The organism is Corynebacterium efficiens YS-314 (assembly GCF_000011305.1).
In the GTDB taxonomy this organism is placed as follows: domain Bacteria; phylum Actinomycetota; class Actinomycetes; order Mycobacteriales; family Mycobacteriaceae; genus Corynebacterium; species Corynebacterium efficiens.
In genome coordinates, this window is record NC_004369.1 from 3,096,522 (window position 1) to 3,116,587 (window position 20,066).

A 20,066-nucleotide genomic window follows, 5' to 3' on the forward strand; every position below is an offset into this window, starting at 1 on the left:
GACTCCTTAGATACTAGATCCAAGAACGTCGTCTTGTATGATGGGGATCCCTCCGAATCGACCTTCCATATAGCTCTTACGCACGTCTTTGTCGTTTCGGAGACCGTCATACTCACTAAGTGCGATAATGGCAGACTGTCCGGTTTCATCTTTTTCAACAACCCAGATCTCATCCTTGCGGAAGATCGAGAAGTCCATCAGCATGAGATCATGCGTAGTCAGTATCAGCTGAGATCGGGACTCTTCTGTCACGCTGTTGAGGAACGAACTAATCAGACTAATGGCTAAATGCGTGTGAAGGCTCCGGTCGAACTCGTCAATGACGACGACCCTATTGCTCCCTGGTTTGCCCAGCTCCTTGAACATAGGCAGTAGAAGGCCGACGAGGTGACGGGTACCATCGGACTCCTCCGACCAATCAAGTGCAACCGATTCACCGGTGTCTGTCGTATGGGTAAGCGCTACTTCCGTTGCCTTAATCTCACCATCTACTCTCTTGAATTCAATGAGCTGACCATCACGGCTGGCAAACATTGATTCCCCCTCGGCAAGTCGATCTGTAAATGCAGAGAGCGCTGATACATCATCGTTGACTGGTTTGACCTCAATCCCATCTAAGCCCGCGCCGAGTCGTGGCAGCCAATCAGTGGCACCTGCAAGTGCATCAGTGAAATTCTGGATCATGTGGTTTCCACTGTCAGTCCCAAGAACTGTCAGGTTTGAGAACCAGTAACTGACTATCCGGGTGGTTTCGATGATGCTGTCACCTTTCCCGGTCCAATCCTGCAGGAATCGGACGAAGGAGATATTGTCCGCAACTCCGTCTAGCAGGGTCGAGGCGAGCGATGACTCACCACCAACCTCGCGGGCTTCGTCATTCCTGCTGAAGATAAGTTGATCGTTACCGCTGGTCACCTTCCAGAGCCCCTCATTCGAAATGCGCTCACGGTTGTGGCTGATGATATAGCGGTACATCACCTCATCCCACATGAAGTACAGCTCGAATCCACTGTCAGACTTACGTGAATTCGCATCCAGCTTGAAAGGATGGAACGGTATTGCTTTGTCAGGATGCGCTGGCGGCATGACAAGCGATTTCATGTGAGCAAGGGCGCGAACGAAGTTCGTTTTGCCAGACGCATTTGCTCCGTAAATCGAAGCGACTGGTGACAGCCTCATCCGATATACCGGCCGAAATCTGGGTATGCGTTCACCGAACTTCTGTTCTCGTGTAGCCGACATATTGAAGCTTTGCCGTTCGTTGATCGACTTGAAATTCTCCACAGAGAACTCAACAATCACGTGGAATCACCACCCTTTCACCCCGTTTTCCAACGGATCCGGCCTTAAGCATACAAATGATGCGAGTTTCTCGCATCATTTGTAAAAATTTAATGGGGCAGAATGATAGCTAGTGGACGCAGCAGCTCACGGTCGGGTTCCAGTGAATAGGTGAGGTTGCGTTGCTCGTCGAGAAGCTTCTTGGTGCGGGTGAGTTGATTTGTGGACAGCACGCCCTGGCTACCGGCATCCCACTGTTCGGCGCGCTCGCGCCAGTCGGTGATGCGGTTCTCGGCGTGGGAGGCGGCTGCCATCATCATTGGGCGGGTGGCGCCATGGGCTGCTGCAAGGGCATCGCTGATCAACTCGTCGCTGTAGGCAGGAGTCTCAGTGGCGCCCATGTTCACGGCCTTTTCACCCAGGCCGACCTGATGGAGCCATCGAACCGGGTCATCGAGGACCTCGGCCTCGAATCGGCTGGACGCGGTGACAAAAGCACGGGAGACCACCTGCCCACGGCGGTTGGACAAGGTGGCGAGGATCAGGACGGTTGGGGCCGGCACGTCACCGGTGGCGGCCGGGATCTCCCGGCGGCTCATGGTGGATAGCGCACGGTCGGAGGCCCATTCGGTCACCGGGTGCAGGGGACCGAGGAAGTGGGCGGTGGGCCAGGTGGAACCGTCGCCACCGGTGCGGGCGGCGTCGAGCCGCTCCTGGCCACGGGCGAAGGAGGTGGCCAGGGTGACCTTCTCCAGGACCTTACGGTCGGCGAGGTAATCCTGGGGCAGAAACTTCAACCTGGCCTGGAGATCCACCGGTGGGATGAGCTCAGCGATGTCATTGTTGTGCAGCGTCAGTCCGACACCGCCACGTGACGGGGAGGATTCAGCGACCGAGTGGAACCCCTCCGAGAGGGCGTCGGTGAGGTAATCGATCTCCTTCGAATACAGACCACCGGATGCGGCGGTGACGGCACTCGGCTGCTGCTGATCCTGGGTGGTCTCCGCCTTCGCCGCGCTGATCATCGCGAGCAGGCTGTCGATCTCGTCAAGGCCATCAGCGGTGCCGTCGACCAGATTCTGCGGGTCGGCGACGGTGTCCTCGAAGTCACGGGCACCACGCAGGACATCGCGAATGGCGTCCTCCTCAAGAGCCGCGGAATGTTTGCCCATGAGGGAGGAGGCGTCTCCGAGCAGTTTGTTGGCTTCATATTCGCGCTCCATCAGGCGGGTGAGCACCTTGATCTCACCGATCCCCTCGGAGTCGGAGGGTTCAAGCAGCAGGGTGGTGATCTGCGGATTATTGCGCTGCCCGTAACGGTCGATGCGTCCGTTACGCTGCTGGATGCGGATCAGCGACCATGGGATGTCGTAATGCACCAGGTGGTGGCAGAGGGTGTGCAGGTTGACACCCTCGGAGGCGACGTCACCGGTGACCAGGATGCGCAGGGGAGAATCGGTGCGCTTGAAGTCGTCGACAAGCTGCATCTGCTTTTCGTCCGGCAGGCCGCCGTGCATGACCTCGACGGCTGCGGCGGGCAGCTTGAGGTTCTTGATGAGGTTCTCCCGCAGCCAGTGCAGGGTGGCCACACGCTCGGAGAAGACAACCACGCGGGTGGGCGAGCCCTTCTTGACCCCGATCTCGGTGAGGTAGTTGACCAGCGCGTTGTACTTGTTGGAGTGGTACGGGGTGATCTGCTCATTGAGATCGGCAAGGCGTTCCAGGGCCCTGCGCTCGGCGGTGTCGGCGGTGCCGATGCGCTTGAGGCGACCCGCCACCGACTCGCCGAGCGCGGCGGGGGAGGAGAGGAAGGCCTTGATCAGGGTCCACGGGAAGAGGGGATCACCGGCCGGGTTCGCCTTGCCCTGGGCACGCCAGGTGTCGTTGAGTTCGCGGGCGACGGCATCCTCCTTGTCGGAGGCGTCCACGGGGATGTTGCGCGGTTCCGCGCGCTGGGCCCATTTCTCACCGACGAAGGAGGCGACCTCGTCACTGTTGCGGTGACGGCGGATGATCAGGCGTTTGGCGGCCTCCTCATCGATGGTGCCGTCAGGGCGCACACTGGTGGGATCCAGCAGGCGGAGGATCTCCTTGAAGGAATCGGAGTTACCGTTGTGTGGGGTCGCCGAGGCCAGGATGAGCGCCTCCGTGGTGGGTGCCAGCGTGCGGGCCAGTTCATTGTTCTGCGTGCCCACGTTGGTGGCGTTGTGCACCTCATCGATGATCACGGCATCCCAGCGCACCTTCTCCAGCTGCGCGCGGTACTTCGGGGATTTCAGGGTGTCCATGGACACGATGACCCGGGGGAAATAGGTGAACGGATTGCGCGAGGCTGGCAGTTTCTGGCGTACCTGCTGGATACCGGTGGAGTCCAGGCGTACCAGTGGGATGGCGAAACGTGTCCACATTTCCTGCTGGAACTGCTCCATGATGTGACGTGGCGTGACCACAAGGATGCGCTCACCACGGCCCCGGCGGATGAGCTCGGCGAGGATCATGCCCATCTCCAGGGTCTTACCCAGACCGACAGCATCGGCGATGAGCACACGCGGACGCAGGTTCTCCGGGGACAGTGCCTTCTTCACCGCGGTGAGCTGGTAGTTGAGCGGGTCCGCCAGCATCTGCTCAGAGACGCTCAGCTCCTCCTGGTACAGCGGGACCGGGGTCTGCCGCATGGCGGTCTCCAGCCACAGGCGGGTGCGCCGGTAGGCGGGGGAGTCATCCGCCACCACCTCCACGTCGGCCGGGTCCAGCACCGTGATCTCATCGAGCGCGGTGTAGAAGGTGGCTGGCTGATCGCGTACATAATCGGACAGGCCACGCACCTTGAGGCGATAACCGTCCGTGGAGCGGGCGACATGCGTGATAAGCCACGCTTCGTCTCTGGCCTCAATGGTCAGGCCGGGGGCGAGGTTGGCGACAGTTTCGGTGGACATAGATCCACGATATAAGGATTTTTCCCGCTCTTCGGAGTCCCACCACGGAACCCCCTAAAATATTCACCATGCCAAGTATTTTCATCAGTGGTGCCGCGCAGGGCATCGGTAGGGCGGTGGCCGAGCGTTTCCTCGCGGAGGGGTGGACCGTGGGTGCCTATGACATAGCCCCGGTGACCTACACCGCCGACGGCACACCCAGAACCCTCATCACCGGTCACCTCGACGTGACCAGCGCGGGGGACTGGGATGCAGCGTTGAAGGACTTCACCTCCCACACCGGCGGGACCCTGGATGTGCTGGACAACAACGCCGGGATCATCATGGACGGACCCCTGCGGGATGCGGATGGGGCGGGCGTCGCAAAGCTCATCGAGGTCAACTGCACCGGCGTCACCCTCGGCGCCCGGGCGGCCCACCCCTACCTCCGGCGCACCGCGGGTGCGCAGCTGGTGAACATGGCGTCGGCCTCCGCGATCTACGGGCAGCCCCAGATCGCGGTGTATTCGGCGACCAAGTTCTATGTGGCCGGGTTGACGGAGGCGCTCAGCCTGGAATGGCGGCGTGATGATATCCGCGTGCTCGATATCTGGCCGTTGTGGGCGAAGACGCCACTGGCGGATGTCACGGCCAGTTCCACGCGTCGCCTGGGGGTACGGCTGACCCCGGAGCAGGTGGCCGAGACGGTGTGGCAGGCACTCCATCCCCGAAACCGGTGGGCGCGGGGCAGGGTGCACCACGGGGTGTCCACGCTGGACAAGGTGCTCTACCTGGGTCGGTCGCTGGCGCCGGACCGCCTCGCGCGTCTGCTCACCCGGGTGATCGCGGGATAGGAAAAGGGGGCTCCGAGGAGCCCCCTTTTTGCTTTACGACGTCTACTGCAACCGCATCAGTTAGCGCACGTCGATGAACTTCTTTGCCACCCAGTTCTTGGAGGCGATGATGACAAGTCCGATGAGGATGGTGACCACACCGACGGTGATGAAGAAGGTTTTCTCCGCATCGGCGTTGGTCGGGTCGTAGTAACCGCCGAGGGTGCCCGACAGGGAGGTACCCATGGACACGGCCATGAGCCAGACCGCGAACATGCGGGACTGGAACGCCTGCGGGGCGACCTTGGTGGCCAGGGAGTTGCCGACGGGGGAGAGCAGCAGCTCGGCGATGGTGAACAGGAAGTAGACCCAGATGATCAGCAGCATCGGGGTGGAGTTGGCCTCCCCGCCGGCGAACGGCAGGAAGAAGAACAGGGCGCAACCGATGACGATGTTGGCCACACCGAACTTCACGGCCGTGGACCACTGCCTGGAGCCCAGCTTGGTCCACAGGGTGGCGAAGATGCCGGAGAAGATGATGATGAAGATCGGGTTGAAGGAGTTGATCAGTCCGGGGGGCAGTTCAATGCCGAGGAAGTTACGGTCCAGACGGGCGTCGGAGTAGACGGCCAGGACGGTGAACTGGGTCTGGAAGATGGCGAAGAACAGCACACCGCCGATGAACATCGGGATGAAGCCGAGCAGGCGGGACTTCTCCGCTGCGATGGTCAGCGGGGAGGCGTACATCTGCACCAGCAGTCCCACGGCGGCGATCAGGGCGATCGCGGCGGTGATGTTGGACAGCCATTCCAGCCTGATCACGCCGGTGGCGATGAGGGTGACCACGATGGCCACGACGGCGAGGGTGCCGCCGATCCACTTCGGGTACTCCGACTTGGGCAGCGGGTTCGGGATGTCATGACCTGCGGCGCCGATGGTGGTCTTGCGCATGGCCACGTACTGAATGAGGCCGGCGGCCATGCCGATGGCAGCGATGCCGAAGCCCCAGTGGAAGCCACCCCAACCCCACACGGCGTTGGTGATCAGCGGACCGAACAGGCCACCGATGTTGACACCCATGTAGAAGATGGAGAAACCGGCATCACGACGGGTGTCGGTTCGGGAGTACAGCTGGCCGAGGACCACCTGGGCGGCGGTCTTGACGCCACCGGAACCCAAGCCGATGAGGACCAGACCGATGGCCAGACCCACATAGCCGGGAATGAGTGCCAGTGCGACGTGGCCGGCCATGACGATGATGGCCGAGTAGAAGAGGGTGCGCTCGGATCCGAAGACGCGGTCAGCGAGGAAGGAGGCGACCAGGGAGGTCATGTAGACGAAGCCGCCGTAGGCACCCACGATGGACAGTGCGGCGGCCTGATCCATGCCCAGTCCGCCGTCGGTGACGGAGTAGTACAGATAGAAGGCGAGGATGGACTGCATGCCGTAGAAGCTGAACCGCTCCCACATTTCCACGCCGAAGAGGTTGGCCAGACCCCAGGGCTGGCCGAAGAATTTCTTTTCACGGTGAGCGTCAGCAACCGCTACTCCAGTTGAGGAGCCAGCAGGTTCTGGTGGCACACCGTCGTTGGTGATGTCGGTGTTCATTCTGAATATCGTTCCGCACGCAGGGATGCAAAACCAATCCTGACCACCTCTTTTACAGACTTTCCCATACAGGACCGCCACCGTGGAACAAACAATGTTTCACGTGAAACACTCCCATCCCATAGGGCGGGACGGGCCAATGCCCCCACTGCGCTCCACAGCCAATCAGCTACATGTGACCTGCTCGCCAGGAACCTCGCACCACCCACCCCATTACGAGCCAGGCAAACACTCCTAGATCACTACTTAGGTAACAGAACATTCAACCCTGCACCCCACCCCGGCCAGATGACCTCAGATCTGGGACAAAAGTGACCTCCCACCAGCAGAATTCACAGATTGAAATAAATCACATCAGGTGCGATCTATCCGTTCCACCACCCCGGAGCGGGTATCACAACACCGGACAAACACCTACCTACCCGGTCGGGAATATAGGTGTTCCGGCCTGCCCGACTGGCCGTAACGCAGCCTCACCTGCACCAGGCCACTACTGGCCATCGCGGCAAGTCGTCGTTGGGCGGTGGCCCGGGATACCCCGGCGAGTTCGGCGGCCTCCGAGGCGGACAGCTCCCCGTCGCCCAGGGCATCGAGCAGCAGCTGTTCGGTGGCCGAGCGCGACACCGGGGTGGGGGCCTGCGCCCCGTTGAGGATGGCAAGTGCCTGATCCACCTTCTCCTGCGACAGTCCCTGGGATCCGGAGAGCACATGGCGGTAGCGGGCATAGCGGTCCAGCCTATCGATGAGGACCCGCTGGGGGAAGGGCTTGACCAGGTAGGCCAGCGCCCCGGCGCGCAGTGCCCGGCGCACGGTGGGTACATCATCGGCGGCGCTGAGGATGAAGGCATCAACGTCACTCGCCCGTGCCAGGGTGATGCCGTCACCGTCGGGGAGGTAGATATCGGCGAGCAGCAGATCCACGGGGTGCTCCGCGAGGAAGACACGCGCCTCGGCCACGGTACGGGCGGTGCCCACAACGGTGAAACCCGGTGCCGCCTCCACTGCCGCGGCGTGAAGGTCCGCCACCCGGAAATCATCGTCGACCACCAGCACCTGCAGCGTTCTACTCATCGGTCATCCTTTCCTTCGGGGGTCAGCGGTGCGGGGGAGGGTTGTCCAGAGCGCATCACCCCGGGCAGGCTGGCACCGAACACCGCACCGGATCCCGGTTGCTGGCCACCGCGGTCGATGATCCACACATCCCCTCCCAGGGAGCGCGCGAGGGCGCGGCTCAGTTTCAATCCGAGGCCATGGCCGTGGATCGCATCTGTCCAATCATCCACCACCGGGGGGGCGGCGAAGACATCCACGTCCCCGGTGATGCCCGGGCCGGTGTCCGCCACGGTCATCACCAGGGTGTCACCGTCGTCCAGAAGGGTGAGATCCACCCGGCGGGGTTCATCGCCCCGGGCGGCGGCGTCGATGGCATTGGTGAGCAGGTTGCCCAGGACGGTGGCGATATCCTCGGCGTTGTCCACCTCCCCGAGAATCAGCGTGTCATCGGTGATGCGCAGCCCCACCCCGCGTTCCGAGGCGGTGATCGCCGCGGTGGTGATGAAGGAGCTGAGGAACGCCTCCTCCAGCAGCTCCGCACCGAGCAGGGGGTGCACCTGGCCCCCGTGCCCACCGATCGACCGGAGGAACGCGGCGGCGTCGTGGGGGCGGCCGGCGTCGATAAGCCCGGTGGCAGTGTGGATGCGGTTGGAAAACTCATGCCGCTGGGCACGCAGCGCCTGGGTCATGGTGCGCACGGAATCCAGGCGTTCGGTCAGTTCCACCATGTCGGTGCGGTCGCGGATGGTGATCACGTGGCCGAGTTCCTGATCCCCGCGCGTGACCGGGTGGGAATCCAGGTAGAGGATGCGGTTGTTGAGGCTGACCGCCCCGGGCCGGTCACCGCGCAGGAGCTTGTCGACGATCCCCTCATCCATCCCGAGCTCCGGCAGCGTCCGGCCCGCCAGTGCCTCGATCCCGGTGATCTCCCGGGCCTGCTGGTTGTGCACATCGATGGTGCCGTCGGGGCGCAGCGCCAGCACCCCCTCCTCCACACCGTTGAGCACCGCGGTGTGGTTCTTGAGCAGTTCCACCAGCTCCTCCGGTTGCAGGCCCAAGGTGATCTCCTCCCACCGGCGACGCATCACCACCGCCACGCCCGCACCGAGGATCAGGGCGAGCACCGCGCCGGCCGCCACCGTCATGAGCAGGGGAGGCAGGCGGTCGAAGACGCTGGCGCGTTCAAAACCCACACTGACCCCACCCACCGGGGTGGTGGTGCCCGGCGCGAACACCGGCACCTTCGCCCGCGCCGATTCACCGAGGGTGCCCGTCTCCCAGGCGATGGTCTCCTCCCCGCGCAGGGCAGCGTCGAAACCCGTGCTGACCACCTGGCCCAGCCGCTGCTGATCGGGGTGTGCCAGGCGGATGCCGTTGCCGTCGGTGATGACGATGAACAACGCCCCCGTGCTCACCTGCGCCGAGTGTGCGAACTCCTGGAGCGGTCCCCGGGCCAGCTCGGCGGCGGTGGGTTCCGCACCGGTGAAGGTATCGCGCGCCACCTCGTCGCGCACCTGGGGATCGGCGGCGACCACCCGGCTGATCGACAGCGCGGACTGTTCGGCCTCCGCCTTGAGCTGCTCCACCGTCAGGAACGTGAACACCGCGGAGCACACGGCGACGACCACCGCGACGGTGAGCACCTGGATCACCAGGATGCGGGTGGCAAAACGCATGATGGCCATCTTTCTTGTTGGGGGAGCTGCTGGTGACCAGAATACGGCCCTGGCCTGGTGTTTCGGCCGTGAACTAAATGCACTTAATTCTTTAAATGCGCAGTAGTGACCGCAATGCGCGCAACACTTCCGGCAGTGACCCAGGCCACCTTAGACTGCCGTCAGCAATGTAGACCACTCACGGCCAATCAGGAAGGGCTTGCGATGAGCAGCTCCATTTTCACCCTCGCCGCGGATTACGCGGTCAGCCACACACCCTCCGATGGTGTGCTGGTCGTCCTGGGTTTCACCATGATCCTCACCTTCATGACACTGATCATGCTGGGTCGCCTGACCCCCATGGTGGCCATGCTCCTGGTCCCCACCATCTTCGGCCTCATCGCGGGCGCCGGGCTGGGCATGGGGGAGATGGTGCTCGACGCCGTCAAGGACATGGCGCCCACCGCGGCACTGTTGATGTTCGCCATCATGTTCTTCGGCATCATGATCGATGTCGGTCTCTTTGATCCGCTGATCCGCGGCATCACCCGGGTGCTTCACGACGATCCCGCCAAGGTCGTCCTGGGCACCGCGATCCTCGCGGGCGTGGTGTCCCTCGACGGCGACGGTTCGACCACCTTCATCATCACCACCTCCGCGATGTTGCCGATCTACCTGCGCCTGGGCATGAGCCCGGTGGTGCTGACCTGTGTCGCCGGCCTGATCAACGGCACCATGAACATCCTGCCCTGGGGTGGCCCCACCGTCCGTGCCGCCACCGCCCTCGGTCTGGATCCGGCCGAGGTGTTCGTCCCCATGATCCCGTCGCTCATCGCGGGTGTGGCCGTGTGTATCGCCTTCGCCTGGTTCCTGGGCCTGGCGGAGCGCAAGCGCCTGGGCAGGATTGATTCCTCCCGCTTCGGTGGTCCCGGCCTGGGCGGTGGCACCCCGGCAGGGGCTCGTGGCTCCGGCACGCCCAAGCCCACCGGCCCGACCGGGGGCGTGCTGGTGAAGGAGCGCACCGAGCAGATCGACCTGGATGAACCGACCCTCAGCGAGAACCTCACCGACACCCTGCTGGATCCGCACCGCGCCACTCTGCGTCCCCGCCTGTTCTGGTTCAACGCGCTGCTCACCGTCACCGTCATGGTGCTACTCATCGCTGATATCTTCCCCCTGGCCTACATCTTCATGGTGGGTGCCGGTCTGGCCCTGGCCGTGAACTTCCCGAAGGTGAAGGACCAGGCGGAGGAGATGCTGGCGCATTCCTCCAGCATCGTCGGCGTGGTGTCCATGGTCCTGGCCGCAGCCGTTCTGGTGGGTGTGCTCAACGGCACCGGCATGGTGGAGGCGATGGCCACCTGGATCACCACCGTCATCCCCGATGTCCTGGGCCCACACCTGGCTGTGATCACCGGCATCCTGTCGATCCCCATGACCTTCTTCCTGTCCAATGACGCCTTCTACTTCGGCATCCTGCCGGTGCTGGCGGAAAGTGCCTCCCACTTCGGTGTGGAGCCCGTCGAGATGGCCCGGGCTTCCATCACCGGCCAGCCCGTGCACATGCAGAGCCCCCTGGTACCCGCGATCCTGCTGCTGGTGTCGCTGGCCAACGTCAACCTGGGCGACCACCACAAGAAGGTGCTGTGGCGCGCGTGCGTGGTGTCCATCGTCATGCTGGTGGTCTCCGTGGTGGTGGGTGTCGTGCCACTGAGCGCGGGAGCATAACAGCCACAAACACAACCAACCCCGGCCCCGGACCCGGGGGATCACACACCCAATCACGTTGAAACCACCCCATTCAGGGGTGGTTTTTTCGTCGAAAAGCCTGCACGGGCGACACCCACACCCGGATGGCTAGACAGGTGTCCAGTGATTCCGGCATAGTATGCGCAATCACAAAAGTGGTTAAGCGCACAGCGACACACAATGACAGGGAGGGTTGAGATGAGTCTCAACGGGAAGATCGCAGTGGTCACGGGAGCCGGCTCCGGCATGGGACTGGCCACCGTGCGGGCCTTCATCCGTGAGGGTGCCACCGTCTACGCCCTGGTCGCCGGCGACAAGATTTTGCAGCTGGATAAGAGCTAGGCCCCAAGTGCCGATGGCCGCCACCCCCTGATTTGTTGTCCAGGGGGCGGCGGCCATTTGTCAGCTACCGGGGGAGTGGTTAGTCCCGGGAGACGGTGACGGTCACGGGGATGTTGCCGCGGGTGGCGTTGGAATACGGGCAGACCTGGTGGGCTGCATCCGCCAGGGCCTGGGCCTCCTCCTGCTCAAGCGCGGGGATGACCACCTCGAGGTCCACAGCCAGACCGAAGCCCTCACCCTGCTTGCCGATGGATACCCGGGCCCCCACGGAGGAGTCACCCAGATCCTTCTTCTCGGCGCGAGCGACTGATTGCAGGGCGGAGTGGAAGCAGGCGGCGTAACCGAGGGCGAACAGCTGCTCGGGGTTGGCACCCTCGCCGCTGCCACCCATCTCCTTCGGGATGGCCATGGAGAATTCCAGGGATCCATCGGCGGTGGCGGCGTGGCCGTTGCGGCCGGCACCGGTGGCGAGTGCTTCTGTGCTGTACAACGCGTCCATGAGGGGTGGCTCCTTGTGATTCGGGGGAGTGATCGGGGAACACCGCCCATCATGCACCACAATTAAATTGTGCACAACCTTTTTATGGGGATGCGGTAGGGTTTTCACCTATGGACAGCCATCCCGAACTCTCCCTGGACAACCAGCTGTGTTTCTCCCTGTACCGGGCCAGCCGGGCGGTAACCCGCGCCTACCAGCCACTTCTCAAGGAACTGGGACTGACCTACCCGCAGTACATCACCATGCTCGCACTCTGGGAACACGACCGACCCCGGGGCATGCATGAACTGGTCCGGGATCTCGGACTGGACAGCGGAACCCTGACCCCCGTGTGTCGCCGACTGGAGCAGGCGGGCCTGCTCACCCGGCAGCGCGACACCGCGGATGAACGCAGGCTGATCATCACCCTCACCGACAAGGGCAGCGCCCTCCGGGAACAGGCTGCAGAGATCCCCACGAAGATCGCCTGCATGTACCGGGATTCCGGCATCGATCCGGTCCTGCTCAAACGTGAACTGGACAACCTCTCCGCCCTGCTGGCGGGGGACTAGACCGAGAGCTCACCTAAAGTTCGAACACGGTCAGCCACTGCCGGGCCAGGGAGCGGTGGACCAGTTCCTCATTGGTGTCCTGGTTATGCACATAGAGGAAGTAGAAATTCCGGTCCAGGCTCATCAGGCTGATGATGAACTGGTAGCGGCGCTCCTCATTGTCCTCCAGCTCGGGGATGGAGCTGCTCAGACGACGCATCATCTGCAGCCACTCATCGGCCACGGCGGCATCCTCGGCCATGGCCTGTTCGATGGAGGAGAACTCCACGGAATGCTCACGCCACAGCGTCGCCATGTCCGCCAACCAGCCCAGGATGGACTCCATCGTGTACTCCGGCAGGTCGAACACCTCCCGGATCGGTGCCCGGATCCCGGGTTCGACCTCCTGCATGAGCGCCAGCATGAGATCCGGCTTGTTCCGGAAATGCAGGTAGAGGTTGGCACGACTGCCCCCCGCACGCTGGGCCACCTGGTTCATCGAGGTCCGGCCGAATCCCTGTTCCAAAAAGAGCTCCCGGGCGGCGGTGATAAACCGCTGTCGGGTGTCTGCGGCCTTCTTGTCCTTGAGATTCATCGTGGGGCCTCGCTGGGGTGTTTGTAGGGTGCTGCCGGGGTCTGGGTTAATCAGATCCAGGGTACGTCACCGGTATAGCAACTGTGCGGAGTGGTCAGATGGCAACCATCCGGGCATGAGCCGGCTACCACTGAGATCAGAAAAAGATAGCATCACATCTGAGATACCCGAATGACACCATCAATTATTCCATAGTTCATACCTTATTCAACGGGCGACTTTAAGGTTCTTCTCAGCAGCCGGACAGCCCCGTGGTAGAGATCCGCCACCCTCCCTCTCCGACACCCCCGCCCTGTGCACCGGGGTGTTTTTCATGTTCCACAACGCCGTGTTTCACAAAACCATGTTCCACAAGGCAGGGGAGCGCGCATCCACCCGGGGGTTGAGCCTCCGCGCTGGTTTAAGAACTCAACAACGCAACCCCGAGAAGGACACCACCTTGAAACTCCGTAGAAACGGTCTACGTCTGGCTATCGCAGCCACCGCCGCGTGTGCCGTCACCACCGGCCATATCGCGGTCGCCCAAGATAACGCGGTGGGTGATCTCACCGCCGCTGTCGCCGATCTCGCCGCGGTCACCGCCAGCACCCCATCTGATCTGGTGATCACCGAGATCCTGCCCAACACCACCGGACATGATGAGTTCGAGTTCTTCGAGGTGCACAACACCGGCACGGCACCCGCAACGATCGGGGAGGGGGAGTACACCTTCGCCTACAGCTACACCGATTCCGCCGACACCACCCGCGATGTCGCCCTCGACCTGGGCGAGACTGTCACCGTGGCACCTGGGGAGACCGTGGTCATCTGGTTGAACTACACCGCCACCAACATCGATTCCTTCGCCCGCTCCGAGCAGGAGTTCCGGGATTTCTACGGAATGGATGATTCCGCACGCATCTTCCGTGCCACCGGGCAGAACGGCATGGCCAACGGTGGTGACCGTGGCATCCGCATCCTCCACAACGGTGAGGTCTCCAGCTGGTCGCACTACCCCTCAGGCAGCGCCGGTGTGCAGCTGGGCATCGACTTCGCCCTCCCGGTGGCAGGGGAGTACGCCGCGGTGCCGGTGCGCACCCAGACCGGCCCGACCCCGGGGGTTATCACCGCGGATCAGCTGCTGCCGGGAGGTGCCACCGGTGAACTCCCCGCAGACCCGGAGGACCCGGTGATCCCGGACCTGGACCTGGCCATCTTCGACGGCCTCACCCCGCCCACCACGGCGGCCCCGCTGGTGCTCACCGAGCTGCTGGCCAACTCCGACAATGTCGGCGGTTCCGATGCCTATGAGTTCATCGAGATCACCAACACCACCGCTGAGCCGGTGGATTTCTCCGACTACACCCTCAACTACCTCTACCCGCAGGATGAGTTCACCAACACCAATGCCGCGGTGTGGGCCTCCCAGCCGGGTGATGTCATCATCGCCCCGGGTGCCTCACTGGTGTTCTGGATCAAGAACGGCCCCAACAATGACCTGACCGCCGCTGATTTCAACGCCGTCTACGGCACCAACCTCACCGCGGGTGTGGACCTGGTGGAGATCAACTCCGGTGGCATGGCCAACGGTTCGGCCCGTGGCATCCAGATCCAGACCAACACCGGCCACATCATCAACCGCGGGTACTACAACATGGCCGACGCCTCCGATGTGGAGCTCAACCGCTCGCTCAACTACGCCGTCGACGCCGGGGATCTGCTCAAGCAGACCCTGCTCGGCAACGCCAGCCCCACCCCGGGCACCGCACACCCCACCCAGCTGCCGAACCCGCTGCTGCCCGTCACCGCGGACACCCAGGCCCCGGTGGTCACCGACACCACCTCCGGCACCATCACCCCGGACGAGCCCTTCACCTTCTCCTTCAAGGCCACCGACAATGACCTGGTGCGCACCCTGACCCTGAACCTGCGCTCCAACATCTCCACCGGGGCGCAGGAGATCAACCTCACCGCCGACACCGATGGGGATTACTCCTGGCAGCTGCCGGCCGCGGACATCACAGGCAAGGTCTGGTTCGAGTACACCGTCACCGCCAGCGACGGCACCAACACCACCACCACCGACCCCGTCCGCCTGGGTGTCGACGGAGCCAACACCGACCCGGTGCGCCTCAACCTCACCGACGAGCAGTGGGTCAACGGCACCACCGACATCATCGGCGCGTCCGACACCTTCGGGGAGGACGTCGAGCTGCTTATCGACGGTTCCCCCGTCACCACGTCCCCCAGCCTCCCGGCAGCGCCGACGTTCGCGATGGAGATCACCCAGACCGACGTGTTCTTCCGCAACGGCATCCTCGCCGGGGGAGAGGAGCTCCTCATCTTCGATGAGGGCACCTATGAGCGCATCGAATCCGTCTCCACCGCGGTGCCGCTGTACCACATCAATGATGACGGTACCGTCACCGTCAGCGTGTACGCCGGCACCAAGGCAGCCCCGGTCATCGACCCCAATGAGAACAACGACGACTTCCAGATTCGCAACCTGCGCCTCATCCTGCCCGACGGCCGCACCCTGACCCCGGCCGGCATCACCGACCAACAGGAGTGGCTGAAGATGGGCGACAGCGCCGGCAAGCTCGACTTCTTCGACGCCACCTTCACCCTGCCGGAGGATGCCTACACCGGTGTGGCACACGCCTGGGACACCACCGGTGTGACCGATGGCGAACACACCGCCACCGTCACCCGCGCGGATGGCGAGACCATCAGCCGCACCGTGCGCGTGGACAATACCGGCCCGGAACTCACCGTCACCGGTGTCACCGACGGTGCCGAGCTGCGCGGTGCGGTGGAGATCAACGCCACCGCCACCGACACGGGTGCCGGTGTGGAAAGCATCGAAACCCTGCTGGACGGCGAACGCGTGGAGCTGCCCTTCACCACCGGGTCCCTCGACCTTCCGGCCGGGGAACACACCATCACCGTCCGCGCCGAGGACAAGGTGGGTAACCGCACCGAGCGGACCATCACCTTCACCACCCCGGAGGAAAACCCCATCAGTGGTGACTACGCACCGACCAACGGGGCCACCGTGGCCGCCGGTGATGTCACCCTCACCGCCCGCGCCAATGACCCCAGCGGGGATGATCTGGACCTGACCTTCCTCGAGGCCGACACCCCGGCACTCGACAGCGGGCGGGTGCGCATGGCCACCGGCACCGTTGCCGACGCCGCCACCACCGACCGCGCCGAGGCCACCAACCTGAGCCGGGAGGACGTCGACAAGCTCGCCGGCCTGGACGGCCTGGGCACCGAGGTCGCCTCGGACACCGCCTTCCCGTACCAGCTGTTCGAGGTGGATGCCGCCGACGACCTGGCCGTGGACACCCAGATGCGCGTCAACTGGGCAGGCTCCGCCGACGGACGCGCCCAGGTCATCCTGTACGCACTGAAGGGATCAGAGTGGGTGGAACTGGACCGCCACCTCACCGGCGCGGAAGCCGAGGACTTCACCCTCGAGGGCCTGGTCAACGCCGCCGAGTTCGCAGACAACGGCACCATCACCGTGCTCGTGCAGCACTCCGAGGGTTTCTCCGGCCCCCACCACACCACCCGTGATTCCGAGGTGACACCCGCCCACCCGGATGATGTGCCCCGCTCCGAGTACGACTTCACCCTCGCGTGGGAATCCGACACCCAGTACTACAACGAGCAGTACACCCAGCACCAGGAGAACATCCACACCTACCTGCTGGAGGAATACAAGAACAAGAACATCCAGTTCCTGTTCCACACCGGTGACGTGGTGGACAACTACGACCAGCCGGAGCAGTGGGCCAACGCCGTCCCACAGTACGACCGCCTGGACGAGGTCGGTCTGCCGTATTCCATCCTCGCCGGCAACCACGACGTGGACTACGTCAACGATGACTTCAGCGAGTTCAGCAGCCGCTTCGGCGAGGACCGCTTCAAGGACAACCCGTGGTACATGGAGAGCTTCCGCGACAACCGCGGCCACTATGACCTCTTCTCCGCCGGTGGTATCGACTTCATCAACGTGGCCATGGGCTGGGCCCCGGGCGATGACGCCATCGCATGGATGAACGAGGTGCTGGCCAAGCACCCGGAACGGGTGGCCATCATCAACCTGCATGAGTTCATGCTCACCACCGGTGGTCTCGGACCGATCCCGCAGCGCATCCTCGACGAGGTGGCCGCCACCAACCCCAACGTGCGCATGATCATGTCCGGCCACTACCACGACGCCTACCAGCGCACCGACTCCTTCGACGATGACGGCGACGGTATCGCCGAGCGCACCGTGACCTCCATGCTGTTCGACTACCAGGGCCTGCCCGAGGGCGGCCAGGGCTTCCTGCGCCTGCTCCACTTCGACAACGTGGGTCAGAAGATGATGGTGCGCACCTACTCACCATCCCTGGAGCAGTACAACTCCGATGAACCCTCCCTCATGGGACCGGCCGAGGATCCGTGGATGTACCAGTCCTTCGACCTGCCCTACGCACAGCTGGGCATCGAACCGGAGGGACGCACCCTGACCAGCGATGCCTTCAGCGTGGATTTCCTCAGCTCCGAGGAGATCGGTTCCGTCTCCGCCGTCGCCTCCGGCGATACCGGATCCATGGTCTGGAAGGACGTTCCCGAGGGGCGCCACAGCTGGTATGTGCGCACCGAGGATCCTTTCGGCGGCGTGGAGATCTCCGCGGTCCAGTCCTTCATCGCGGGGGAGGGGACTGGAGCTGACGGTGGCGACAACGGCAGCTCGGTGGGCAGCTCCGACACCGGCCGCGCCGGCTTCCTGGGCGCGATCGGCGGATTCTTCGCCGGCGCTGCGGCACTCGCGGGCGCAGCCTTCGCCTTCATTCCGAACCTGTGGGAACAGGTGATGAGCACATTCAGGAAGTAGAAAACAACTACCCTTAAGAAAAACTCCCCTCAGGTCCACGACGGAACTGAGGGGAGTTTTTCTGACGTTTCACGTGAAACATCTCTAAAAAGCAGGTACAAATCTGTCCTAGCTTTGCGATCTAGCCTCAACCCCGAGGCGAACTACCCGGCACCTCAGACTGTCGGACACTGCCTCCCCCTGAACATCAGATTCAGCAGGACTCTAAGGTCTGACCCCCCTGGGACCTAACCTGCACTTTCGATTCATCCGTCAGCGAGCCACTCGTGAACCTCGTCCGGTTGAGAGCCTGTAAACAAGCAGCAAGACGCTCTTCATCTGCAGAATTCAGATGAGCGATACTTTTAACATCAGCCGTGGAATAGGCAACAGAAAGATCAGGGATTTCAACGCCAATAATCACGTCAAATTCATTCAAGTCGAGCACAATTCCATTCTCAGATTCAACAGACCGCGTAACCCTCCCCTCGGAGAGTTGAACGTACGCCACCCCCAAAGCAGCATCTACAGAGATAGAAGCACTCATAGTCAACACCCTAATTCTTCTTCCACGCGCTAACGATTACTAGTGGATTTGTTTGGTCGACGGTTACGACACAAACAATTTTACCAATATTGCGCTCATATATTGTGCGGTCAGGTTTATTGCCCGGACGGGTCAAATCGGGATTCGACAGCGTCTCCACTATCTCCTGTTCAGTAACACCACGTTGCTCCATTCTCGCGCGGGCGTGCGGAGAAATACTCAATTCCATCGGCTTTAAGCCTCAACGGTGAACGCGAGCCGCCTGACCAAACCACCATCCAGGTAAATATTGCACCAGTATAGACCTGCTGAGTCTAGGGGGATAGGCCCCCGATAGACGAAGGGGCCCGACCCCCGGATGGTGGACACGGAGGATTTAATCAGGAAGCAGATTTCAGGATAGCAGGACCGCGCTCTTCAAACACCGCAGGCGCGAGATATTTACACCAGGAATGTCTGCGTACCGTGTTGTAACGAGTACACCAGCGGAAAACATCCCGTCGGCAGATCAACTGGTTTATGAATGTCTTGGAATCCTGAAGAACTTCCCGCTTCATCGCGGCATTGAAGGACTCGGCCAAAGCATTATCCGCACTGGTTCCAATTGATCCCATCGACTGCCTGATCCCCAGGTCTTTACAGGCGCCCTGGAATGCATGAGAGGTATACACGCTCCCGTGATCCGAATGAAAGATCGCCCCCTTCAAGTCTCCACGCTGGCCCTTAGCCATGGTCAGTGCATCCTGGACCAAGCTGGTGCGCATATGATCTGCGATGGAAAAGCCCACCAACCTGCGGGAATAACAGTCAATGACCGTAGCCAGGTACATATTCGACCCGTCCGCGATCGGCAGGTAGGTAATGTCCCCGACATAGAGCTGGTTAGGCTTGTCGGCGGTGAACTTCCGGCCCACCAGATCAGGGAACACTGGTTTCTTCTGATCTGACACGGTGGTGGTGACCTTGCGCTTCTTGGTGTAGCCAAACAGTTTGAGTTCACGCATGACCCGCGCAACTCGCTTGTGGTTCACGGGGGTTTGATCGGCCTGGTCCTTGAGTTCGGCCGTGATCCGTTTGGCCCCATAACAACCCTTTTCGGCGGTGAAGACCGTCTTGACCCGGGCACCGAGGAGGGCGTCAGAGATAAGTCGTTTTCTCCGGGCTGAGCTGCTGTTTTTCCATTTGTAATAGGAGGACCTGTTGAGTTTCAGCACCTCGCATAACCGCTTAACCGAATGGTTTTTCTGGGCGTCATCAACGAACCGGAAGCGGATCACCAGTTCGTCTCTTCCGCGAAATATTTAGCGGCCTTCCGCAGGATATCGCGCTCTTCTCTCAGTCGGCTAACTTCCCGTTCCAGCTGGCGGATCCGCTCAGCCTCAGTCACCGAGGCTGGTGAAGGCGTTTCGCTGGGAGTTGCGGTGCCGTATTTTTTTACCCAGTTCGCTAACGTGGCGCGATTGATCCCAAGGTCAGTGGCGATGGTCTGAATCGAAGCCCCCGGGGAGTTCTCATACAAGGCGACGGCGTCGCGCTTGAACTCCTCTGTGTAGGTCTTGCTTGGCATGGTGGCAGATTACCTTTCTGTCCCAGAATGTTGGGATGTTAGG

At 62.3% G+C, this 20,066-nt stretch carries 15 protein-coding genes; 5 read left to right on the plus strand and 10 right to left on the minus strand.

Translation table 11 applies throughout. From position 1 onward, the window contains the following. Nucleotides 1-6: 6 nt before the first annotated feature. A complete protein-coding gene (locus CE_RS14285) occupies nucleotides 7-1,302 on the minus strand; it encodes an AAA family ATPase (RefSeq protein ID WP_011076137.1) in 1,296 nt (431 codons plus the stop codon). An 89-nt stretch (nucleotides 1,303-1,391) separates the two neighbouring features. After that, nucleotides 1,392-4,217, minus strand: coding sequence for a DEAD/DEAH box helicase (locus tag CE_RS14290; protein ID WP_006768741.1), 2,826 nt, complete (start codon nucleotides 4,215-4,217; stop codon nucleotides 1,392-1,394). Nucleotides 4,218-4,285: 68 nt separating this feature from the next. On the opposite strand from CE_RS14290, the gene CE_RS14295 reads away from it, so the two are divergent. Beyond that, entirely contained in the window at nucleotides 4,286-5,050 is a 765-nt protein-coding gene (locus CE_RS14295) for an SDR family oxidoreductase (protein WP_006768740.1), read from the plus strand. A 60-nt stretch (nucleotides 5,051-5,110) separates the two neighbouring features. Here CE_RS14295 and CE_RS14300 read toward each other — a convergent pair whose 3' ends face one another. The 3 genes from CE_RS14300 to CE_RS14310 all read right to left on the minus strand — a co-directional run bounded on the left by CE_RS14300 (nucleotide 5,111) and on the right by CE_RS14310 (nucleotide 9,375). Beyond that, complete coding sequence (locus CE_RS14300; protein ID WP_006768739.1) at nucleotides 5,111-6,637, minus strand: peptide MFS transporter; 1,527 nt, start codon at nucleotides 6,635-6,637, stop codon at nucleotides 5,111-5,113. A 414-nt stretch (nucleotides 6,638-7,051) separates the two neighbouring features. Next, the gene (locus CE_RS14305; RefSeq protein ID WP_006768738.1) at nucleotides 7,052-7,708 is read right to left on the minus strand and encodes a response regulator; all 657 of its coding nucleotides are present in this window, start codon (nucleotides 7,706-7,708) and stop codon (nucleotides 7,052-7,054) included. Beyond that, nucleotides 7,705-9,375 carry a sensor histidine kinase gene (locus CE_RS14310; protein WP_006768737.1) on the minus strand — a complete coding sequence of 557 codons (1,671 nt, stop codon included), beginning with the start codon at nucleotides 9,373-9,375 and terminating at the stop codon, nucleotides 7,705-7,707. Before CE_RS14310 ends, CE_RS14305 begins: the two co-directional genes overlap by 4 nt. A 195-nt stretch (nucleotides 9,376-9,570) precedes the next feature. Here CE_RS14310 and CE_RS14315 point away from each other — a divergent pair, with 195 nt between their 5' ends. Continuing rightward, a complete protein-coding gene (locus CE_RS14315; RefSeq protein WP_006768736.1) occupies nucleotides 9,571-11,073 on the plus strand; it encodes a CitMHS family transporter in 1,503 nt (500 codons plus the stop codon). A gap of 219 nt (nucleotides 11,074-11,292) precedes the next feature. Then, nucleotides 11,293-11,436 (plus strand): SDR family NAD(P)-dependent oxidoreductase, encoded by a 144-nt coding sequence (locus CE_RS15325; protein WP_231295076.1) that lies wholly within the window; start codon nucleotides 11,293-11,295, stop codon nucleotides 11,434-11,436. Between the two features lie 79 nt (nucleotides 11,437-11,515). Here CE_RS15325 and CE_RS14320 read toward each other — a convergent pair whose 3' ends face one another. After that, a complete protein-coding gene (locus CE_RS14320; RefSeq protein WP_006768734.1) occupies nucleotides 11,516-11,935 on the minus strand; it encodes an organic hydroperoxide resistance protein in 420 nt (139 codons plus the stop codon). Between the two features lie 110 nt (nucleotides 11,936-12,045). On the opposite strand from CE_RS14320, the gene CE_RS14325 reads away from it, so the two are divergent. Beyond that, nucleotides 12,046-12,486 carry a MarR family winged helix-turn-helix transcriptional regulator gene (locus CE_RS14325; RefSeq protein WP_006768733.1) on the plus strand — a complete coding sequence of 147 codons (441 nt, stop codon included), beginning with the start codon at nucleotides 12,046-12,048 and terminating at the stop codon, nucleotides 12,484-12,486. A 13-nt stretch (nucleotides 12,487-12,499) separates the two neighbouring features. Here CE_RS14325 and CE_RS14330 read toward each other — a convergent pair whose 3' ends face one another. Then, nucleotides 12,500-13,060, minus strand: coding sequence for a TetR/AcrR family transcriptional regulator (locus CE_RS14330; RefSeq protein ID WP_006768732.1), 561 nt, complete (start codon nucleotides 13,058-13,060; stop codon nucleotides 12,500-12,502). A gap of 313 nt (nucleotides 13,061-13,373) precedes the next feature. Between CE_RS14330 and CE_RS14335 the strand changes: the two genes are divergently transcribed. After that, nucleotides 13,374-17,930, plus strand: coding sequence for a lamin tail domain-containing protein (locus CE_RS14335; protein ID WP_006768731.1), 4,557 nt, complete (start codon nucleotides 13,374-13,376; stop codon nucleotides 17,928-17,930). Between the two features lie 193 nt (nucleotides 17,931-18,123). On the opposite strand, the gene CE_RS15065 is transcribed toward CE_RS14335, so the two are convergent. From CE_RS15065 to CE_RS14340, 3 genes are all read right to left on the minus strand, one after another. After that, the gene (locus CE_RS15065; protein WP_143758484.1) at nucleotides 18,124-18,456 is read right to left on the minus strand and encodes a DUF2283 domain-containing protein; all 333 of its coding nucleotides are present in this window, start codon (nucleotides 18,454-18,456) and stop codon (nucleotides 18,124-18,126) included. A 10-nt stretch (nucleotides 18,457-18,466) separates the two neighbouring features. Beyond that, the gene (locus CE_RS15070; protein ID WP_006768730.1) at nucleotides 18,467-18,685 is read right to left on the minus strand and encodes a DUF4258 domain-containing protein; all 219 of its coding nucleotides are present in this window, start codon (nucleotides 18,683-18,685) and stop codon (nucleotides 18,467-18,469) included. Between the two features lie 151 nt (nucleotides 18,686-18,836). Beyond that, nucleotides 18,837-20,023, minus strand: a protein-coding gene (locus tag CE_RS14340) for an IS3 family transposase (protein ID WP_143758376.1) whose coding sequence is annotated in 2 segments (ribosomal slippage) — nucleotides 18,837-19,750 and nucleotides 19,750-20,023 — 1,188 coding nt in all. Because the reading frame shifts where the segments join, the coding sequence is not laid out codon by codon here. Nucleotides 20,024-20,066 lie beyond the last annotated feature (43 nt).

Bases quoted from the DNA above. Each gene is read 5' to 3' on its own strand.
- CE_RS15070 (WP_006768730.1), bottom strand. From the start codon at position 18,685: ATGGAATTGAGTATTTCTCCGCACGCCCGCGCGAGAATGGAGCAACGT.
- CE_RS15065 (WP_143758484.1), bottom strand. From the start codon at position 18,456: ATGAGTGCTTCTATCTCTGTAGATGCTGCTTTGGGGGTGGCGTACGTT.
- CE_RS14295 (WP_006768740.1), top strand. From the start codon at position 4,286: ATGCCAAGTATTTTCATCAGTGGTGCCGCGCAGGGCATCGGTAGGGCG.
- CE_RS14310 (WP_006768737.1), bottom strand. From the start codon at position 9,375: ATGGCCATCATGCGTTTTGCCACCCGCATCCTGGTGATCCAGGTGCTC.
- CE_RS14290 (WP_006768741.1), bottom strand. From the start codon at position 4,217: ATGTCCACCGAAACTGTCGCCAACCTCGCCCCCGGCCTGACCATTGAG.
- CE_RS14300 (WP_006768739.1), bottom strand. From the start codon at position 6,637: ATGAACACCGACATCACCAACGACGGTGTGCCACCAGAACCTGCTGGC.
- CE_RS14335 (WP_006768731.1), top strand. From the start codon at position 13,374: ATGTTCCACAACGCCGTGTTTCACAAAACCATGTTCCACAAGGCAGGG.
- CE_RS14330 (WP_006768732.1), bottom strand. From the start codon at position 13,060: ATGAATCTCAAGGACAAGAAGGCCGCAGACACCCGACAGCGGTTTATC.
- CE_RS15325 (WP_231295076.1), top strand. From the start codon at position 11,293: ATGAGTCTCAACGGGAAGATCGCAGTGGTCACGGGAGCCGGCTCCGGC.
- CE_RS14320 (WP_006768734.1), bottom strand. From the start codon at position 11,935: ATGGACGCGTTGTACAGCACAGAAGCACTCGCCACCGGTGCCGGCCGC.
- CE_RS14325 (WP_006768733.1), top strand. From the start codon at position 12,046: ATGGACAGCCATCCCGAACTCTCCCTGGACAACCAGCTGTGTTTCTCC.
- CE_RS14315 (WP_006768736.1), top strand. From the start codon at position 9,571: ATGAGCAGCTCCATTTTCACCCTCGCCGCGGATTACGCGGTCAGCCAC.
- CE_RS14305 (WP_006768738.1), bottom strand. From the start codon at position 7,708: ATGAGTAGAACGCTGCAGGTGCTGGTGGTCGACGATGATTTCCGGGTG.